Raw genomic sequence first — 17,963 nt, forward strand, 5'->3', positions numbered from 1 at the left:
ACCTGATCAGGCCGTCTTGGCGGCGGCGAAACCGCGCTCGATATCGAGCTTGATATCGGCGACGTCCTCCAGACCGATCTGAAGGCGGATCACCGGCCCCTCGGTCGGCGCCTTGGTGACGCGGCGGTCGTTCAGGTTGACGTGGACCGCTAGGCTCTCGAAGCCACCCCAGGACCAGCCGAGACCGAAGATCCTCAGCGCATCGAGGAAGGCATGTGCCTTTGGCTTGAAGGCGGCCGGGCTATCGGCCTTCAGCACGAAGGAGAAGATGCCGCTGGCGCCCTTGAAGTCGCGCTTCCAGAGATCGTGGCCCGGGAAGCTCGGCAGCGCCGGATGCAGCACGGTGGCCACGTCTTCGTGGCCTTCCAGCCATTTGGCGATGGTGAGCGCGCTCTCGTAGTGGCGCTCGAGGCGTACGCCCATGGTGCGCAGGCCGCGCAGGATCTGGTAGGCATCGTCGGGCGCGCCGCAGATGCCGAGCGTGATGTTGGCCTCGTGCAGCTGCTCCCAATGCTTGGCATTGGCCGACACCGTGCCCATCAGAATATCGGAGTGACCGGACGGATATTTCGTCGCCGCGTGGATCGAGATATCGACGCCGTAATCGAGCGGGCGGAAATAGACGGGTGTCGCCCAGGTATTGTCCATCGTTACCACCGCGCCATGCTTGTGGGCGATCGCGGCAATCGCCGGGATATCCTGCATCTCGAAGGTGTTGGAACCCGGCGCTTCCGTGTGCACCAGCTTGGTGTTCGGCTTGATCAGCGTCTCGATGCCGACACCGATCGCCGGATCGTAATATTCGACGGAAACGCCGAGGCGCTTCAGCATCGTGTCGCAGAAATGGCGGGTCGGGCCATAGACCGAATCGACGACCAGCGCATGGTCGCCCGACGACAGGAAAGCCAGGAACGGCACGGTGACGGCGGCGAGACCCGAGGGAACGAGGATCGTTCCGGCCGATCCCTCGAGCGCGTCTATCGCTTCGCAAAGAGCATCGGTGGTTGGCGTTCCGCGTGTTCCGTAGGTGTATTTCTGCGCCCGCTGGTCCATCGCCTTGGCATTGGGAAACAGCACCGTCGATGCATGCACGACCGGCGGATTGACGAAGCCATGATAGTCGGAAGGGTCGTTGCCGATATGCGAAAGGCGGGTATTAATGCCGGCGTTTTGAAGCAGGCCGTCTCTATCTGTCATGTCTAATTAAGCCTTTGGAATGAACGCGCTTTGCGGAAGTCTTGGACCTGTCCCGAGGCGGGGTCAACCCCGCTCACGTAACGTAAAGTCGACAAAGAGAACCGCTCGGTACGGCAATTATCCAGATATATCAGTTAGTTTGCGCGATTTTTTTCGCCAAACGCTGCCTTTTGGGTAATCAATTGCTCATTTTGTGAGCCGCGCTTAGCAAATTGCCGAAATATCACGCAATCTTGTGGCGCGAGACTTGACCGTGGTGACATTTCCGACTGTGATAGGCCAACTCGCGCCGGGAGGGTGTCGGGTCTTTTGGGGGGTCTGCATGCTTCTGCCGACGCTCCCACAATAAACAAAAGATAACGGAAAAAGGTTGGGAAAAATGAAGATTAAGCTTCTGTCGGTCGCCATTGGCGCAGCAGTCTTCGCACTTGGCGCTTCGGCAGCTTCGGCGACGACGCTCGGGGACGTAAAAGCAAAAGGGTTCGTTCAGTGCGGCGTCAACACCGGTCTGACCGGTTTCGCGGCACCTGACGCTTCCGGCAACTGGGCCGGTTTCGACGTCGACTTCTGCAAGGCCGTTGCATCCGCCGTTTTCGGCGATCCCACCAAGGTAAAGTACACGCCGACCAACGCCAAGGAGCGCTTCACGGCGCTGCAGTCCGGCGAAATCGACGTTCTGTCGCGTAACACGACTTGGACCATCAACCGTGACACCGCTCTCGGCTTCAACTTCCGCCCGATCACCTATTATGACGGTCAGGGCTTCATGGTTCGCAAGAGCTTGAACGTGAAGTCGGCTCTCGAGCTCTCGGGCGCTGCCATCTGCGTACAGTCCGGCACCACGACCGAGCTCAACCTCGCCGACTACTTCAAGGCCAACAACCTGCAGTACAATCCGGTGGTTTTCGAAAAGCTCGAGGAAGTCAACGCAGCCTATGATTCGGGCCGTTGCGACGTCTACACCACCGACCAGTCCGGCCTCTACTCGCTGCGTCTGACGCTGAAGAACCCCGACGAGCACATGATCCTGCCTGAGATCATCTCCAAGGAGCCGCTCGGCCCGGCCGTTCGCCAGGGCGACGACCAGTGGTTCGACATCGTTTCCTGGACGGCTTACGCGCTGATCAATGCCGAGGAATTCGGCATCACTCAGGCCAACGTCGACGAAATGAAGAACTCGCCGAACCCTGACATCAAGCGCTTCCTCGGCTCCGAGGCTGACACCAAGATCGGCACCGATCTCGGTCTCACCAACGACTGGGCTGCAAACGTCATCAAGGGCGTCGGCAACTACGGCGAAATCTTCGAACGCAACATCGGCCAGGGCAGCCCGCTGAAGATCGCTCGCGGCCTGAACGCGCTGTGGAACAAGGGCGGCATCCAGTACGCACCTCCGGTCCGCTAATCGGCCCCATATGAAAGCCCGGAAAGGCGGCCAAGCCGCCTTTCCGTCTTCCAAAAAAGAAAAGCCCTAAAAGGGGCACACAGGGGAAAGGCTCGGCATGGCGCAGCAAGAGGCGGCTCACACCACACCCATATCCGAAAACGGCTGGAACTACCGGTCCGTACTCAACGACCCGAAATATCGGGGCATCTTCTTCCAGGTTCTCACCGTTGTCGCACTCGTCGGCCTCGTCTGGTGGATCGCGCACAACACAGCGGCCAACCTGGCCCGCAGCAACACGGCCTCGGGCTTCGGCTTCCTGCGCGGCCGCGCCGGCTTCGAAGTCGGCCAGTCGCTGATCAGCTATTCCAGCGATTCGACCTATGGACGCGCGCTTGTCGTCGGTATCCTCAACACCATGCTGGTGGCCATCACCGGCATCATCACGGCGACCATCATCGGCTTCATCGTCGGCATCGGGCGCCTGTCGCACAACTGGCTGATCGCCAAGCTGTGCCAGATCTATGTCGAGGTGTTCCGCAACATCCCGCCGCTGCTCGTCATCTTCTTCTGGTATTCCGGCGTTCTCGCCGTTCTGCCGCAGCCGCGTGAATCGCTGCATCTGCCGTTCAGCATGTTCCTCAACAATCGCGGCCTGGCCTTCCCTCGCCCGATCTTCGAGAGCGGCATGCTCGCGGTGCTGGCGGCCTTCGTGATCGCGATCATCGCCGTCATCTTCATGGCGCGCTGGGCGCACAAGCGGCAGGCGGCTACCGGCAAGCCGTTCCACACCATCTGGGTGTCGATCGGGCTGATCGTCGGTTTGCCCGTCGTGGCCTTCCTCGCATCGGGACTGCCGATGTCCTTCGACATTCCCGTTGCCGGCAAGTTCAACCTCACCGGCGGCTCGGTCGTCGGGCCCGAGTTCATGTCGCTATTCCTGGCGCTGTCCTTTTACACCGCATCCTTCATCGCCGAGATCGTTCGCGGCGGTATCCGGGGCGTGCCGAAGGGCCAGTCGGAAGCGGCCGGTGCGCTTGGTCTGCATCCCTCGAGCGTTACGCGCCTCGTCGTCGTACCGCAGGCGATGCGCATCATCATCCCGCCGCTGACGAGCCAGTATCTCAACCTCACCAAGAACTCGTCGCTGGCGATCGCCATCGGCTTCTCGGACCTCGTCGCGGTCGGCGGCACCATCATGAACCAGAGCGGCCAGGCGATCGAGATCGTCTGTATCTGGGGTATCATCTACCTCGGGCTGAGTATCCTCACCTCGCTGTTCATGAACTGGTTCAACGCCAAGATGGCCCTGGTGGAGAGATAAGACGATGTCCGTATCCAAGAACTCCTTCGTCCGAACCACCATGCTGTCGCCCGAACCCGCTCCGGCGGGAGAAAAAGGCGTCACCGCCTGGGTCCGCAAGAACCTTCTGGCGACGCCGAAAGACGTCGTGCTGACGGTGCTTGCGCTGGCGCTCATCCTCTGGGCGGTGCCGCACATCGTCAACTGGCTGTTCATCCAGGCCGTCTGGTCCGGTCCCGACCGCACCTTCTGCGCCACCACCGTGCAGGGCGGCGTTCAGCCTGATGGCTGGAGCGGCGCATGCTGGGCCTTCGTGCAGGCCAAGTACGACCAGTTCATCTTCGGCCGCTATCCGATCAGCGACCGCTGGCGCCCGACCATCGTCGGCATCCTGTTCGTTGCACTCCTGGTACCGATGCTGATCCCGTCGGTGCCGCGCAAGGGTCTGAACGCCATCCTGCTGTTCCTCGTCCTGCCGGTCGTTTCCTTCTGGCTGCTTTACGGCGGCTTCGGTCTTGAGGTCGTCGAAACGTCGCTCTGGGGCGGCCTGATGGTGACGCTGATCCTGTCCTTCGTCAGCATCGCGGTCTCCTTCCCCTGCGGCATCCTGCTCGCGCTCGGTCGGCGATCGAAGATGCCCGTCATCCGCATGGTCTGCGTGGCCTTCATCGAAATCGTCCGCGGCGTACCGCTGATCACCGTGCTCTTTATGGCAAGCGTCATGCTGCCGCTGTTCCTGCCCACCGGCTGGACCATCGACAAGCTGCTGCGCGCACTGATCGGTGTCTCGATCTTCACCTCGGCTTACATGGCCGAAGTCATCCGCGGCGGCCTGCAGGCCATTCCGAAGGGCCAGTTCGAGGGCGCGGATTCGCTCGGCCTCGGCTACTGGCAGAAAACCCGGCTGGTGATCATGCCGCAGGCGATCAAGCTGGTTATCCCCAGCATCGTCAACACCTTCATCGGCACCTTCAAGGATACGTCGCTGGTGTCTATCATCGGCATGTTCGACCTCTTGAACATCGTGCGCCTGAACTTCTCGGACGCCAACTGGGCAAGTGCCGTGACGCCTTTGACCGGCCTGATCTTTGCGGGCTTCGTTTTCTGGCTTTTCTGCTTCGGCATGTCACGCTATTCAAACTTCATGGAACGCCACCTCGACACTGGCCACAAACGATAAGAGCAAGGGGAAAAATCATGGCTGAAGCCCAACCCAAAAAGATGACCGTGTCGGCAACCGATGTTGCCATCGAGATCATCGGCATGAACAAGTGGTACGGTGATTTCCACGTGCTGCGCGACATCAACCTCAAGGTCATGCGCGGCGAGCGCATCGTCATCGCCGGCCCTTCTGGCTCCGGCAAATCGACGATGATCCGCTGCATCAACCGTCTGGAAGAACACCAGAAAGGCCAGATCATCGTCGATGGTACGGAACTGACCAACGACCTGAAGAAGATCGACGAAGTGCGCCGCGAAGTCGGCATGGTCTTCCAGCACTTCAACCTCTTCCCGCATCTGACGATCCTGGAAAACTGCACGCTGGCGCCGATCTGGGTGCGCAAGATGCCGAAGAAGCAGGCCGAAGAGATCGCCATGCACTTCCTCAAGCGCGTCAAGATCCCCGAGCAGGCCAACAAGTATCCGGGCCAGCTCTCCGGCGGCCAGCAGCAGCGCGTGGCGATCGCCCGCTCGCTTTGCATGAACCCGAAGATCATGCTGTTCGACGAGCCGACCTCGGCGCTCGACCCCGAGATGATCAAGGAAGTGCTCGACACCATGGTCGGTCTGGCCGAAGAAGGCATGACGATGCTGTGCGTGACCCACGAAATGGGCTTCGCCCGCCAGGTCGCCAACCGCGTCATCTTCATGGACCAGGGCCAGATCGTCGAACAGAACTCGCCCGCCGAGTTCTTTGACAATCCGCAGCACGAGCGCACCAAGCTCTTCCTCAGCCAGATCCTGCACTAAAAGCGCGGATAGCAACGCTCAACATCCATCCCCGCCCTCTCAAACGATAGGCGGGGATGAAATGCGTTGTAAGGGAAGAGTGCGTGTCGCCTTATCGGTGGTTTGCGGCCGTCGGGTCGGCCAGCGGCAGTTCGCGATCGGGTTCGGCGACGTAGTTGCCGAGTAGCCATAGGGCCACTTCGGAGGCTTCCTTCGGCGAGGCGAATTCGAAGGTGCCGTTCTGATGCGGCGTATCGAGGAAATCGACCGTCAGCCCCTTGCCGCTATCGGAGCTTAGAACGCGCACCCTACCCGGCTGGATGACCTGGCAGGAGTAATGGCGCTGCATGCTACGCATGAATCCGGCTTTGTTGTCGTGCAGGCGGACGAAGACCACCTGACCGTTGGCCGTTGCCTGCAGCGAGCGGATCGCTTCGGTCGGGAAGGCGCGGTTGAACTCGATGATGGCAAGGCCGGTATCGTGCAGGCCCTGCTCCTCGTGCTTCGCCGACATGCGCACGGCGATGAAGGCCACGATGACGAGCATCACGAAAAGAGTGGCCCAGATCATTATGCTCACGTCACACTCCATTCAAAGCAAGCGATGATGACAGCTATAACGCGCGAGGCTTGCGCGAGTTTGAACGAGCCTCAGATTTTCTTGCGCATCAGCGCCATGGTCATGCCGATCTGGCGGCGCCATTGCGGTTGCTGCGCGGAGCGATCGAACAGCCCCGCCCCCAGCTTCTGCGCTTTCGACAGAACCGGCGCGGCCAGTGCTGCGGGCAGGAAGGCCGGGAAGACCGCTTGCGGGATAGTCACCTTGCGCGCCCTCGCGAGATGGTCGCGGCCAAGTCCGGCGAAGGCCTCGATGGCGGCCGAGATGCGCGCCTTGTCTTCGCCCGCCAGAAAGCTGTCGCGGTCAAGCCCGGTCGCGGCAAGGATCTCAAGTGGGATATAGATCTGGCCGCGGTGGCGATGGAGCGGCATCAAGAGCAGCAATCCCGCGATCGCCTGGGCGACGCCGGCATGGCCAGCCGCTTCGGCCGACTGCGCTGCCTCCTCAGGCGACAAGATCAGGCTTGCCAGCTGGATCAGCGCCGAAGCGGTTTCGCCGGCATAGCCTTCCAGCGCGCCGCGCGATTCCATCGGATCGTCGTAGAGGTCGAAGATGCGGGCGTCGATCATATTCGACAGCGTCTGGCGCGGGAGGCGGTGGGTCTCGACCGCTGACAACAGGGCCGCAGCCAGCGGGTTGGCCTCGGTGGAGCCGTGCGCGGTTCCCTCCAGAAGATCGCGCCAATATTGCATGCGAACTTCGCCGGGCAGCGGCTCGTGCACGAGATCGCGGATGCGGGCGAGCTCAGCGTTGAAGGCGTAAAGCGCCGCCAGCGCGCCGCGCTTGTCTTCGGGAGACAGGAGGCAGGCGAGATAGCGGTCGCGATCGCTGTCGCGCAGCATCGCCAGGCAAATGTCCTGGTTCGTCGAGGATTGATCGGCCATGCGTCAGACCGCGATCAGCGCCGCTGCGACGGCGCGCGATTCCATCAGCATGATGTTGAAGGTGCGCACCGCGGCACCCGTGCTCATCGAATCCGAGGAAATGCCGGCGCCCTTCAGCGCAGCCTTGAGGTCAGCCGGTATCGGGCGCATGTCGACGCCGGTGCCGAGCAGCAGGAATTCGATCTCGGACGCTTCGTTCAGGACGCGCTGCAGGTTTTCGATCGACAGCGGCATGGTCGCGTCCATGTTCCAGCCGTGGATGCCCGACGGCAGGCAGAGGATGGAGCCGCGATGCGACATGTCGGCGAAGCGGAAGCCGCCGTTCCCGTAGGTATCGATCGGAGCGCGGCCGGGAAAATGCGCTTCGCGTATCTCTATGCCTCTTGCCATATTCTCACACTGCCGGCTTGCCGGGCTGGGCGGCCGGTTCCGGTACTTTCTTGTCGTTATCGTTATCGAGCGCATCCGGGCGGAGCTTGAAGACGATCAGCACCGGTGCAGCAATGTAGATGGAGGAAAACGTGCCGATGGCAACGCCAGCCAACATGATGAAGGCGAAGGAGCGGATGACCTCGCCGCCGAAGAGCGCCAGCGCGAGCAGCGCCAGCATGGTGGTGGCGGCGGTCAGCACGGTGCGCGACAGCGTCTGGTTGATCGACGCATCGATCAGGATCGGCAACGGCATCTTGCGGTAACGCTTGAGGTTTTCGCGCATGCGGTCGTAGACCACGACGGTATCGTTGAGCGAGTAGCCGATGATCGTTAGAAGAGCCGCGACGCTGGTCAGGTTGAACTCGATGCCGGTGAGCACGAAGAGCCCGAGGATGAGAATGATGTCGTGCAACGTGGCGACGATGGCGCCGACGGCGAACTGCCACTCGAAGCGCATCCAGATATAGACGAGGATTACGATGAGTGACGCGAGCACGCCGAGCGAGGCGGCGCGGGTGAGTTCGCCGGATATGGCGGGGCCGACCACTTCGACGCGGCGGAAATCATAGTCGTTGGCGAGTTCGTCGCGTACCAGCGTGACCGCCGACTGTTCGGCATTCTCGCCGCCGCCCTGCGCTTCCAGCTGGATCAGCGCGCCGGCAGGATCGGCCAGCCTGCGGGCAAGGATATCGCCGATCGGCAGATCGCCGAGGCGGGCGCGGATATCCTCAAGATCGGCAGGGCCCTGCTTGGCCTTGACCTCGATGATCGAGCCACCGGCGAAGTCAATGCCGAGATGCATTCCAACCGCTGCGAAACCCAGCATGGCGGCGACGCAAAGCGCCGCCGAGGCGGTGAAGACGTAGCGGCGGATGCCCATGAAGCGGATGTTGGCGCGGTCGAAGATGCCGGTGTGAACATCCTTCGGCAGATGCCGGGGATGGCGTCGATGCAGCCAGGTGACGACGATCCAGCGGGTGAGCGTGACCGCCGTGAAGATGGTGGTGAGGATGCCCGCGGCGAGCGTGACGGCGAAGCCGCGCACCGCGTCGTTGCCAAGGAAATAGAGGATGACTGCGGCGATGAAGATGGTGACGTTCGCGTCGAGGATCGTCATGATCGCGCGGGAGAAACCGTAATCGATCGCCTCGAAGAAGGGCCGGCCGGTTTTTGCCTCGTCGCGGATGCGCTCGTAGATCAGCACATTGGCGTCGACAGCCATGCCCATGATCAGCACGATGCCGGCAATACCCGGCAAGGTGAGCGTGGCGCCGATGAGGCTCATCACCGCGAGGATGAGGATAAGGTTCAGAAGTAGCGACAAAGCGGCGATCAGGCCGAGGCCGCGATAGAAGCCGAACATCAGGCCGATGACCAGGATGGCCGCGACGGTGCCGGCGACGAGCCCTGCCCGCGCCGATTCCGCGCCGAGCGCCGGACTGACCGTGCGCTCCTCGACCGTTGTCAGCGTGGCCGGAAGCGCGCCGGCGCGCAGCATGAGGGCCAGGTCGCTGGCGCCCTGTTCGGTGTAGCTGACCGGGATCTCGCCCTTGCCGTCGAGGATCGGCGCGCTGATCGGGAGCGACGCCATGACCTGGTCGTCAAAGATGATGGCGAGATGGCCGCCGGCGTGCTGCTGCGTCTTCTCCGCCAGGCGCTTGGTGCCTTCGGCGTCGAGTGCGTAGCGGATCGCCACCGTGTCGGCCTGCGCATCCGCGAAGGATTGGACATCGACGACATTGGCGCTGGTGATGAAATCGGTACGGTCCACGAGATAGGGGATCGGCGGATCATCCAGCGAATAGAGAACTTCGGAGCTAGCCGGCCAGCGGCCGTTGACCGCGTCCTGCCCCGACATGGTCTCGTCGAGCATGCGGACCGACAGCTTGGCGGGTTCGTTGAGGATATTCTTCAGACGCTCGGCATCGATGACGCCGAAGACCTGGACATCGAGACGATCGGCACCCTCGGGCTTGATCGCGAAATCCGGATTGCCGAGGCCGGCTATGCGGCGGCTGACGATGTCGACGGACTGGGCCTGCGCCTCAGAAATGGCGGCGTTGATGGCGGCATCCGCGATTTCGATGGTGAGGTCGCCGCTATTGGTCTGCTTGAGCGTGACACCCTGCGTCGATGTCAGATTTTTCAGCGCGGCGACGGCGGCGTCGACCTGCGCGGGGTCGGTGATCTTAACGGTGACTGTCTGGTCGTTGCCCGTAAGCCCGGTGTAACGGATATTGGCCTGGCGCAGGGACCGGCTGATCTCGCCGACGGTGGCGACCAGCTTCTGGCGCGCGACATCGGCGCGGTCGACCTCGAAGACGACATGCGTGCCGCCGCGGAGATCGGAACCAAGCACGACGCGGTGCTTGGACAGCCAGGAAGACAGCAGGCCGGACTGGCCGACCGGCAGAAAATTGGGGGCCGCGATCAACACGGCCACCAGCACCACAAACCAGATCAGAAGGGTCTTCCAGCGGGAAAAATGAAGCATTTTCTCTCGACTATGTCAGATCCGGGTGATCCGGTTCGTGGGATATGCGTGATGATTATGCGGCGTCTGCCTTTACGGGCTCGCCCTTGACGCGGATCTCGGTGACGCCGGTGCGGACAACGCGAACGCGCACGCCATCAGCAATTTCGACTTCGATTTCTTTTTCGTCAATCACCTTGGTGACCTTGCCGACGAGACCGCCGGATGTGACGACCTGATCGCCGCGACGGATTGCCTTCAGGGCTTCGTCACGCTTCTTCGCCTGGGCGCGCTGCGGACGGATGAGCAGGAAATACCAGACGACCATCAACGGCACGAACAGGATGATCATTTCGAAGCCGGAACCGAACGGCGACGCCGCACTGTCGGTGGCCTGGGCGAATGCCGGGGTGATGAACATGCTAATCTCCTCAAACTTTTCCGGAGGCGGAATGTCGCCTTTTTTCTCGGTGGCCGGACTATAATTATGGTCTTTGCGATTGCAACTGAAACAGCCGAAAACCGTACCGATTCCGCTGCCTAATAACCTTTCCGCGTATAAAAGGCCATGCTACCCGACTACGAAAAGCAATTGCCACACAGCCGCATACGCCCCAAGGAGAAAAGGCCATGGCCGAAGACGTCAACAGCATCATTCTCGGCGAACTGCGCCGCCTTGCCGATGCCGTGGAACGGCTGGCGGGACCGCCGCCCGCCATCAACGACTGGAACGCGGCCGACTGTTTCGTCTGGGCCCCTGCCCGCCAGCATCTGCAGCCTGTTGCCCGCCCCAACCGTGTGGCGCTGGGGCTGATCCGCGGCGTCGATCGCGTGCGCGATATCCTGCATGAAAACACGGTGCGCTTCGCCGAGGGCTATGCAGCCAACAACGTGCTTCTGTGGGGTGCACGGGGCATGGGCAAGTCGTCGCTGGTGAAGGCCGTTCACGAAGATGTCAGACGCGACAGCGGCGTCTCACTGAAGCTGGTAGAGGTGCACCGCGAGGATATCGCCAGTCTGCCCACACTGCTCGACCTCCTGAAGGACACGCCGCACCGGGTCATCGTCTTCTGCGACGACCTTTCCTTCGACCACGACGACACGGCCTACAAGTCGCTGAAGGCGGCGCTTGATGGCGGGGTCGAGGGACGGCCGGAAAATGTACTGTTCTATGCGACCTCCAACCGTCGCCACCTGCTGCCGCGCCACATGATGGAAAACGAGCAGTCGACGGCGATCAACCCGTCGGAAGCGGTGGAGGAGAAGGTGTCGCTGTCGGACCGCTTCGGGCTGTGGCTCGGCTTCCACAAGTGCAGCCAGGAAGACTATCTGACGATGATCGACGGCTACGCCGCCCACTTCAAGCTGCCGCTCGACCGCGAAACGCTGCATGCGGAAGCGCTGGAATGGGCAACGACGCGCGGCGCCCGCTCGGGCCGCGTCGCTTGGCAGTACATTCAGGACCTCGCGGGCCGGAAGCGGATCGCGCTCGATAGAGCCTAGTCCTCATTCAATCATCGACTGAAACGACAAAAGCCCGGCGTCCGCCGGGCTTTTGCATTGTCCTCGATACACAATACCTATTCGAGGAAACTCTTGACCTACCTGACGCCTAAACTACTCGAGGAAAGTCATCGGGTTCACCGGCGTCGCGTCCTTGCGGACTTCGAAGTGAACCTGCGGCTGCTTGACGTTGCCGCTCATGCCGGAGACGGCGACCGTCTGGCCGCGCTGGATCTTCTGACCGCGCGTCACGCTCAGCGTGTCGGCATTGCCGTAGACGGTGACGGTGCCGTCGTCGTGGCGAACGAGGACGGTGTTGCCGAGTTCCTTGAGGCCGTTGCCGGCGTAGATGACGACGCCGTTTTCAGCTGCCTTGATGGCGGTACCCTGCGGAACCGAGATGTCGATACCGTCGTTGCGGCTGCCGTTGACGTTGGCGCCGTAGGCGGCAATCACGGCACCACGGACCGGCCAGCGATACTTGCCGATGCCGGTGGCTTCAGGTGCTGCCGATGCCACTTCCTTCTTGGCGGCGTCGCTGACGCTTTCGGTCGCGACCGGCGCCTTGTAGGTGGCGGGCTGGGCTGCGGCCGTTTCCGGTGCCGATGCCGATGCCGGCTGTGCGGCGGGCTTGGGCTCGGCCTTCGGCTGGATCGACGCCGTCTTCATGGTGTCGGCGGAGCCGCTGCCGTTCGGGATGTTCAGTTCCTGACCGATGCGGATCGAGCCGGCCGTGAGGTTGTTGGCGGCCTTGATGTCGTCGATGCTGTTGCCGGTCGCCTTGGCGATCTTGGCAAGCGAGTCACCCGACTTGACGACGTAGGTGCCGCCAGCGCCCTTCGGGCCGGCGCCGACGGGCGCCTTGCCGGACTGATCAGCACTTGCCATCGACTTGTCACGCGAGGCGTTCGAGCCATTCGGGATGACCGCAAGGTTCTGTTCCTGGCCACGAGCCGGCTGCGGCGCCTGACCACCCTTCGCAAGGTCGTTCGACTGCGCGGCGGCCTTGGCGGCGTTGCCGCCGTTGAAGGTCGGGATCAGGATGGTCTGGCCGGGCCTAGCGGCGGCGGCACTCTTCAGGCCATTGGCGCGCAGGATTTCCTTTTCTGGAACGCCATAGCGGTTGGCGAGGATCGCGACGCTTTCGCCGGGACGCATGGTCACCGAGGGAGCGTTGGTCGAGGACCAGCCGGAGACCTTCGGCGTCGAGCCCGTGACGATGTTGTCGGCGTTGCGCTTCGGCGGAACGATGACCTGGCTGGAATGCTGCGGCGCGTTGGCGGCCGGGAACGGCTGAGCGAGAGCGACCTGCTTTTCGCGAGCGGCGGATATGTTGCCGGAAGCCATGGGAGCCTGCGACACAGCGCCGGGAGCGGCAAGCTCGGAGCGCTGAACAGAAACCGGAGCCGATGCCATGCGAGCGCTCGAGCCGTAGGTCGACTGCTGGCTCGGATAGGGCTGATTCATCGCCTGATTGTTGTTGGCGTAGTTGGGCTGCATCGCGCCGCCCTGCATGTCCGCCTGCGGCACGGGATCAGCCTGAAGGCCGCTCATGCTCCGACGCGGAATGGAATTTGTCGTCATCTGGTCCTGACCGGACGAAGAAAACAGACCGCCGAAACGCGTCACATCGGAACTGCAACCTGATGCAGCACTCGCCAGGAGAGCCACGATCAGGGCATTACCGGCAGACTTCCCGAACTTAGGCGAAACGCTGAAACGCATGACACTCGACCCACTGAATAACGCAACCATTTGTGGGTATGATTAAAGCGCGTTAGCATTACCAACCGGTTAAGGCGGAAACATCAGCTTGCGTTTTTTGACAAATCGCTAACCATAGCGACGACGCGGTCAGAGTTGCGAGGCGACGCGCGGAACAATCGGCAGGTATGGGGAGTTGAACAACTCCTCGCGCTCGAAGCGACTTCCGGTCTTGGTCAGGCGCACGAGGCGACATTCGGTCTCGGAGATTATCAGCGGCGCGATCATCGAACCGCCGGAAACCAGCTGGTCGGCATAGAAGCGCGGCATGCTCTCAAAGGCGGCGGTGACCAGGATACGGTCGAAGGTGCCCTCGCCCTGCAGGCCGGCGCTGCCATCGGCCTGGCGCACGATGATGTTGCGGATGCCGAGCGTCTCGAAGCGCTTCTGAGCATTAGAGGTCAGCGTCTTGTAGCGGTCGATGGTGAGGACGCGCTCGGCCATTCGAGCGATCACAGCCGTCATGAAGCCGCTGCCCGTGCCCACTTCCAGCACACGCTGGCCGGGTTTTACCCTCAGGTGATGCAGGACGCGGACGGCGAAATCGACGCCTTCGAGGAAGGAGCCGCATTCGATCGGGATGGTGCGGCTGGAATAGGCCTGCTCTGCGAATTGCGGCGGCACGAAGAGCGAGCGCGGCGCCTGCTCGACCGCCGTCAGCAGATCAAGATCGGACACGCCTTCGGCCCGCAGCCTCAAAACGAGTGCCGCAAACTCTTCCTTCTCCACCAGACGTGCCGCCAATGCGATTTACTCCGTACCCGAAAGCGCCCGCGCCACGCGGTCCTGTACGGAATAATCGGTCAGATCCAGTTTCAAAGGCGTTACCGAAATCTTTCTATTCTTGAGCGCGTTGACATCGGTGCCATCAACGAAGGCACCGGCGCGCTCGCCGAACTTCAGCCAGTAGTAGGGAAAGCCACGACCGTCGGCGCGGGCATCGACCTCCAGATTGAAGGCGAGCTTGCCCTGCGCGGTCACTTCCGTGCCCTCGACTTCGTCAGGCGCGCAGTTCGGGAAATTGAGATTGAGGAAAGTGCCCTCGGGCAGATCGACCGACATCAGCTTATTGAGCAGCGCCGGCGCATGCGCCTCGCAGACTTCCCAGGGCAGGATGCGCTGGTCGCCTTCGCGAATGTAAGCCTGGCTCAACGCAAAGGAGCGCACGCCCTGCATCGTGCCTTCGATGGCGCCGGCGATCGTGCCTGAATAGGTAACATCGTCAGCGACGTTCGAACCGGCATTGACGCCAGACAGCACGAGATCGGGCTTGATCTCCATCACCTGCTTGATGCCCATGATGACGCAATCGGTCGGCGTGCCGCGCAGCGCGAAGTGCTTGTCGGAGATTTTGCGCAGGCGCAGCGGTTCCGACAGGCTCAGCGAGTGGGCGAGACCGCTCTGGTCGGTCTCGGGCGCGACGATCCAGACGTCGTCGGAGAGCGTGCGCGCAATCCGCTCCAGCGCCGCAAGGCCTTCCGCGTGAATGCCGTCGTCGTTGGTAAGCAGAATGCGCATGGTCTCAAGCCGCCTTTTCGATCTTCGTCAGGCCGCCCATGTAGGGTACCAGCACGTCGGGGATGGTCACCGAGCCATCCTCGTTCAGATAGTTTTCCAGAACAGCGATCAGGCAGCGGCCGACGGCGGTGCCGGAGCCGTTCAGCGTGTGAACGAAGCGGTTGGTCTTGTCTTCCTTGCCGCGATAGCGCGTGTTCATGCGCCGCGCCTGGAAATCGCCGCAGACCGAGCAGGACGAGATTTCGCGGTAGGTGTTCTGACCGGGCAGCCAGACCTCGAGATCGTAGGTCTTGCGCGAACCGAAGCCCATGTCGCCGGTGCAGAGCGTCAGCGTGCGGAAATGCAGGCCGAGGCGCTTCAGCACTTCTTCGGCGCAAGCCGTCATGCGCTCATGCTCGGCGATCGAGCTTTCGGCGTCGGTGATCGAGACAAGCTCGCACTTCCAGAACTGGTGCTGGCGCAGCATGCCGCGGGTATCGCGGCCGGCCGAGCCTGCTTCCGAGCGGAAGGACGGGGTGAGCGCGGTGAAGCGCAGCGGCAGCTTGTCGTGCTCAAGGATTTGCTCGCGCACGAGGTTGGTGAGCGTGACTTCCGCGGTCGGGATCAGCCAGCGGCCGTCCGTCGTGCGAAACATGTCCTCGGCGAATTTCGGCAACTGGCCCACGCCAAAGACCGCCTCGTCGCGCACCATCAGCGGCGAGCTCACTTCGGTATAGCCGTGCTCGCTGGTGTGCAGGTCGATCATGAACTGGCCGAGCGCCCGTTCAAGCCTTGCCAGCGGGCCGGTCAGGACGGTGAAGCGCGAGCCGGAGAGCTTGGCGGCGGTTTCGAAATCCATGTAGCCGAGCGCTTCGCCGATTTCGTAGTGTTCCCTAGGCGTATGGTTCCAACGCGGCTTCTCGCCGGTGACACGCGTCACGACGTTGTCGGCCTCGTCCTTGCCGACGGGGACGTCGTCATGGGGGACGTTGGGGATGCGCGAGAGGGCGTCGTTCAGCTCTTCGGAGAAGGCGCGATCGTCTTCCTCGGCGGCCGGCAGCAGGACCTTAAGGTCGGCGACCTCGGCCTTCAGATTCTCGGCCAGCTCGGTGTTCTTCTGCGCCATGGCAGCGCCGATCTCCTTGGAGGCGGCGTTGCGGCGGGACAGCATGTCCTGGACCTTCTGAACGGCCGTGCGGCGCTTTTCGTCCAGCGCGATCAGGCTTTCAGACAGGGGCTCGGCACCACGCTTGGCAAGTGCCGCGTCGAGGGCTTCGGGATTCTCACGGATCCATTTGATATCGAGCATCGTCGTTCCAGGTCGTTACAAAAAGGATGACCCGGCCAAAGCCTGACCGGGCCTCGACCGGATATTGGAAAGCGCTCATCGAGGAATTGCGGTGACGCTAGACGTTGTCCGTCTTGGCAACGTCCTGGGACCCTTCAGCCTCGGTGGCCGCATCGCGAGCACGCTGGCGTTCCACGAGTCGCGCCGCGTAGATGGCAATCTCGTAGAGAATGATGGTCGGCAGCGCAAGGCCGATCTGGGACATCGGATCGGGCGGGGTCAGCACCGCTGCGACGATGAAGGCCATGACGATCGCGAACTTGCGCTTTTCACGCAGCCAGTCGGACGTCAGCAGGCCGACACGGGCGAGCAGCGTGGTGATGACGGGAAGCTGGAAGACCAGGCCGAAGGAGAAGACCAGCGTCATGATGAGGCTGAGATATTCCGAGACCTTCGGCAGGAGCGAGATGGCAACGTCGCCCTCGCCCGGCGCCTGTTGCATGGTCAGGAAGAACCACATGACCATCGGCGTGAAGAAGAAATAGACGAGTGCGGCGCCCATCAGGAACAGGATCGGAGAGGCGATCAGGAACGGCAGGAAGGCCGAACGCTCGTTCTTGTAGAGGCCGGGGGCCACGAACTTGTAGATCTGCGCGGCGATGATCGGAAAGGCGATCACGAGACCACCAAACATCGCCACCTTCACCTGCGTGAAGAAGAACTCCTGCGGCGCCGTGTAGATCAGCTGCGCCTTGGAGACATCGAGATGCGCCCACTGGACCGCCCATTTGTAAGGGAAGACCAGCGCATTGAAGAGATGCTTGGCGAAAATGAAGCAGACGATGAAGGCAGCGAAGAAGGCGCCGATCGACCACATGAGCCGCGTGCGCAGCTCCATCAGGTGCTCGATCAACGGCTGCGGCTTGTCTTCGATATCACCGCTCATGCTTCATCTTTCTTTTTCTTCGCCGCCGGCTTCTTGGGCGCGGCCGTGGCTACTGCTGCCGGCTTGGCGGCGGCCGTCTTCTTTGCGGGAGCAGCCTTGGCAGGAGCGGCACTTGCCGGAGCCGGCGCCGCCTTGACGGCAACTGGCTTGGCAGCAGCGCGCTTCGGCTTTTCGGCCGGCGTCACCGCGACGGCGGCTACAGCGTCCGCCTTGTCGGCGGCCTTGGCGCGGGGCTTGCGAGCGGGCTTTGCCGCGGCGGCCTCGGGCACGGCGGCCGATGCTGCAGGCACCGGCGTCGGAGCCGGCATGACCGCAGGCGTCTCGGTCGGTGCGACCTCGGGCGCCGGCATCAAGCCGAGCGGCGCTTCCGTCTTGCTATCGACCGTTGTCGAGCGCTGAAGATCAGCCTTGATCTCGTTGCCCATCTGGCGAAGCGGGTTCATCGCCTCACGCAGCGTGTTGACGGGATTGAGCTTCTGCGCGTCGCTCAGCGTCTGGCGCACGTCGTCCATATCGGCTTCGCGCAGCGCCTCGTCGAACTGGGCACGGAATTCGCCGGCGACCTTGCGGGCACGCTGCGTCATCTTGCCGAAAGCACGAAGCATCGGGGGCAGATCCTTGGGACCCACCACGACAATCAATACGACCGCGATGACAAGCAGCTCGGTCCAGCCAATATCGAACATTCAAGGCTCCTGAACGGGAAACGCGGGGGCGGCGCTG

Annotated in this window: 17 protein-coding genes; 5 read left to right on the top strand and 12 right to left on the bottom strand. The window is 62.4% G+C overall.

Annotated elements, in window-relative coordinates:
• Positions 1-6: 6 nt before the first annotated feature.
• Complete coding sequence (locus ACCD05_RS01000; RefSeq protein ID WP_413390617.1) at positions 7-1,197, bottom strand: cystathionine beta-lyase; 1,191 nt, start codon at positions 1,195-1,197, stop codon at positions 7-9.
• Between the two features lie 379 nt (positions 1,198-1,576).
• On the opposite strand from ACCD05_RS01000, the gene ACCD05_RS01005 reads away from it, so the two are divergent.
• From ACCD05_RS01005 to ACCD05_RS01020, 4 genes are all read left to right on the top strand, one after another.
• Positions 1,577-2,602: an amino acid ABC transporter substrate-binding protein gene (locus ACCD05_RS01005; protein WP_018900028.1), complete on the top strand. Its 1,026-nt coding sequence runs from the start codon at positions 1,577-1,579 to the stop codon at positions 2,600-2,602.
• Positions 2,603-2,699: 97 nt separating this feature from the next.
• On the top strand, positions 2,700-3,905 hold the full coding sequence (locus tag ACCD05_RS01010; protein WP_111561392.1) for an amino acid ABC transporter permease: 1,206 nt from the start codon (positions 2,700-2,702) through the stop codon (positions 3,903-3,905).
• Between the two features lie 4 nt (positions 3,906-3,909).
• On the top strand, positions 3,910-5,064 hold the full coding sequence (locus tag ACCD05_RS01015; RefSeq protein WP_113200282.1) for an amino acid ABC transporter permease: 1,155 nt from the start codon (positions 3,910-3,912) through the stop codon (positions 5,062-5,064).
• 17 nt (positions 5,065-5,081) lie between these two features.
• Complete coding sequence (locus ACCD05_RS01020; RefSeq protein WP_018900031.1) at positions 5,082-5,855, top strand: amino acid ABC transporter ATP-binding protein; 774 nt, start codon at positions 5,082-5,084, stop codon at positions 5,853-5,855.
• Positions 5,856-5,946: 91 nt separating this feature from the next.
• Here ACCD05_RS01020 and ACCD05_RS01025 read toward each other — a convergent pair whose 3' ends face one another.
• The 5 genes from ACCD05_RS01025 to yajC form a co-directional block, all read right to left on the bottom strand.
• Positions 5,947-6,414, bottom strand: a complete 468-nt coding sequence (locus ACCD05_RS01025; protein WP_111561390.1) for a hypothetical protein — start codon at positions 6,412-6,414, stop codon at positions 5,947-5,949.
• A gap of 71 nt (positions 6,415-6,485) precedes the next feature.
• Positions 6,486-7,337, bottom strand: coding sequence for a phytoene/squalene synthase family protein (locus ACCD05_RS01030; protein ID WP_413390620.1), 852 nt, complete (start codon positions 7,335-7,337; stop codon positions 6,486-6,488).
• 3 nt (positions 7,338-7,340) lie between these two features.
• On the bottom strand, positions 7,341-7,727 hold the full coding sequence (locus ACCD05_RS01035) for an Mth938-like domain-containing protein (protein ID WP_018900073.1): 387 nt from the start codon (positions 7,725-7,727) through the stop codon (positions 7,341-7,343).
• 4 nt (positions 7,728-7,731) lie between these two features.
• On the bottom strand, positions 7,732-10,263 hold the full coding sequence (gene secDF, locus ACCD05_RS01040; RefSeq protein ID WP_413390623.1) for a protein translocase subunit SecDF: 2,532 nt from the start codon (positions 10,261-10,263) through the stop codon (positions 7,732-7,734).
• Positions 10,264-10,318: 55 nt separating this feature from the next.
• The gene (gene yajC, locus ACCD05_RS01045; protein WP_047510188.1) at positions 10,319-10,663 is read right to left on the bottom strand and encodes a preprotein translocase subunit YajC; all 345 of its coding nucleotides are present in this window, start codon (positions 10,661-10,663) and stop codon (positions 10,319-10,321) included.
• 209 nt (positions 10,664-10,872) lie between these two features.
• On the opposite strand from yajC, the gene ACCD05_RS01050 reads away from it, so the two are divergent.
• Positions 10,873-11,745, top strand: coding sequence for an ATP-binding protein (locus tag ACCD05_RS01050; RefSeq protein WP_413390625.1), 873 nt, complete (start codon positions 10,873-10,875; stop codon positions 11,743-11,745).
• Positions 11,746-11,859: 114 nt separating this feature from the next.
• Here ACCD05_RS01050 and ACCD05_RS01055 read toward each other — a convergent pair whose 3' ends face one another.
• The 6 genes from ACCD05_RS01055 to tatB all read right to left on the bottom strand — a co-directional run bounded on the left by ACCD05_RS01055 (position 11,860) and on the right by tatB (position 17,926).
• On the bottom strand, positions 11,860-13,470 hold the full coding sequence (locus ACCD05_RS01055) for a peptidoglycan DD-metalloendopeptidase family protein (RefSeq protein WP_413390627.1): 1,611 nt from the start codon (positions 13,468-13,470) through the stop codon (positions 11,860-11,862).
• 129 nt (positions 13,471-13,599) lie between these two features.
• Positions 13,600-14,253, bottom strand: coding sequence for a protein-L-isoaspartate(D-aspartate) O-methyltransferase (locus ACCD05_RS01060; RefSeq protein ID WP_111561385.1), 654 nt, complete (start codon positions 14,251-14,253; stop codon positions 13,600-13,602).
• 6 nt (positions 14,254-14,259) lie between these two features.
• The gene (gene surE / locus ACCD05_RS01065) at positions 14,260-15,027 is read right to left on the bottom strand and encodes a 5'/3'-nucleotidase SurE (protein WP_413390630.1); all 768 of its coding nucleotides are present in this window, start codon (positions 15,025-15,027) and stop codon (positions 14,260-14,262) included.
• Between the two features lie 4 nt (positions 15,028-15,031).
• A complete protein-coding gene (serS, locus tag ACCD05_RS01070; RefSeq protein ID WP_413390632.1) occupies positions 15,032-16,315 on the bottom strand; it encodes a serine--tRNA ligase in 1,284 nt (427 codons plus the stop codon).
• Positions 16,316-16,412: 97 nt separating this feature from the next.
• Complete coding sequence (tatC, locus tag ACCD05_RS01075; protein WP_018900081.1) at positions 16,413-17,240, bottom strand: twin-arginine translocase subunit TatC; 828 nt, start codon at positions 17,238-17,240, stop codon at positions 16,413-16,415.
• Positions 17,237-17,926: a Sec-independent protein translocase protein TatB gene (gene tatB / locus ACCD05_RS01080; protein WP_413390634.1), complete on the bottom strand. Its 690-nt coding sequence runs from the start codon at positions 17,924-17,926 to the stop codon at positions 17,237-17,239. Before tatB ends, tatC begins: the two co-directional genes overlap by 4 nt.
• Between the last annotated feature and the right edge of the window lie 37 nt (positions 17,927-17,963).

The sequence above is a fragment of the Rhizobium sp. Rhizsp42 genome, assembly GCF_047304155.1.
Classification (GTDB): domain Bacteria; phylum Pseudomonadota; class Alphaproteobacteria; order Rhizobiales; family Rhizobiaceae; genus Rhizobium.